Annotated in this window: 1 protein-coding gene; it reads right to left on the bottom strand. The window is 66.1% G+C overall.

Annotated features, from left to right (window positions below; genetic code table 11):
- Positions 1-7 precede the first annotated feature (7 nt).
- Positions 8-1,402, bottom strand: coding sequence for an IS30 family transposase (locus ACIHAX_RS37755; RefSeq protein WP_397079098.1), 1,395 nt, complete (start codon positions 1,400-1,402; stop codon positions 8-10).
- Positions 1,403-1,456 lie beyond the last annotated feature (54 nt).

The following is a 1,456-nucleotide window of genomic DNA, read 5'->3' as shown; positions in this document are numbered from 1 at the left end:
GCCGTATTCAATCGGTCGTCGCAACACCGGTTTGTTGGAGCGATCGTAGCTGCTCGGTGAAGGCTTCAGCGGGCGTCTTCCAGCCGAGGCTTTTGCGGGGTCGGGAGTTGAGCGTGTGCGCGATAGCAGCGATGTCTCGAGCACCCCAGCGAGAGAGGTCGGTGCCTTTCGGAAAATATTGGCGCAGAAGGCCATTGGTATTCTCGTTGGTGCCGCGTTGCCATGGGCTCTTCGGATCGGCGAAGTAGACCTCGACGCCGGTGCGGGCGGTGAACCGTGCGTGGTCGGACAATTCCTTGCCCCGGTCCCAGGTCAGCGATCGACGCAGCGGCGGCGGCAGCGGGCGCAGCGTTCGGGTGAGCGCGTCGGTCATGGTCACCGCGCCGTAGCCAGCGAGAGCGGGTCCGTTCTTGGTGCGTGCGATGACACCGTATCCGTCCTCGCGAGGCAGGTGGATCAGCATCGTGAACCGGGTCGTCCGCTCGACCAGGGTGCCGATCGCCGAACGCTGCAACCCGATGATCAGATCGCCTTCCCAATGCCCCGCGACCACCCGCTCGCCGATCTCCGCGGGCCGGTTACCGATGAGCGTCTCGGCGGTCACATGTGCCCACGCTTTCTGCTTGGCGCGTGCGCGCGGGACCCGCAACGCCCGGCCTCGGCGCAGGCAGCCGACGAGTTCGCGTTTGAGCCCGCCCCGAGAATCGACATACAGTGCCTGGTAGATCGCCTCATGACTGATTCGCATTGACTCGTCGTCGGGGAATTCGAGTTTCAGCCGGTTCGAGATCTGCTCCGGGCTCCACGCGTACACCCACGCCCGATCACCGCGATGCGGCTTGTTGCGCCCTTTCCACTCCGGACCGACCGGGCCGGCCACGGCACGTCCATCGGCAGTTCGCACGACCCCGGAGAGCTTGTCTTGCACGTATGCGCGCAGCCGGTCGTTGGCGACCAGTTTGGCGATCTTGGGGCGCCTGGCCCGACGTTCGGCATGCCATTGCGCCGTCGAGGCCTTGTAGTCCAGCCAGTACGAACGGGTCGAGGCGTTGCGACGCAACTCCCGCGAGATCGTCGACGGACTCCGACCGAGCCGACGAGCGATCTCCCGCACTCCCTCGCCCCGAGCCCGCCGCAACGCGATGTCCTCCCGCTCGCCCGAAGATAAATACCGGCCCGAAACAGACTGAGGCAAACGCGGATTCACGCCGCCAGCATGCCGGAACCATCGGAACCCGACCGGCGAGGACACCCCCGCTTCCACCGCCGCGTCCTCGGTCATCACCCCGCGCGCGATCGCCGCCCAGAACCGCACCCGATCCTCACGCCAGGCCACCGTCGGCCGACCCGGCGACGGAATCTGGCCCCGGTACTCACGAACCCGCTTCTGCTGCGGACCAATTCCCACCTCGACACCTCCACGATCGAGGTGTTGCAACGATCAGTTGAATCCGGC

It is taken from the genome of Nocardia sp. NPDC051929, assembly GCF_044548645.1.
Taxonomy (GTDB): Bacteria; Actinomycetota; Actinomycetes; order Mycobacteriales; family Mycobacteriaceae; genus Nocardia; species Nocardia sichangensis.
Note: the sequence above shows the minus strand (reverse complement) of the source record. Positions and strands in the feature narration are given on the sequence as shown.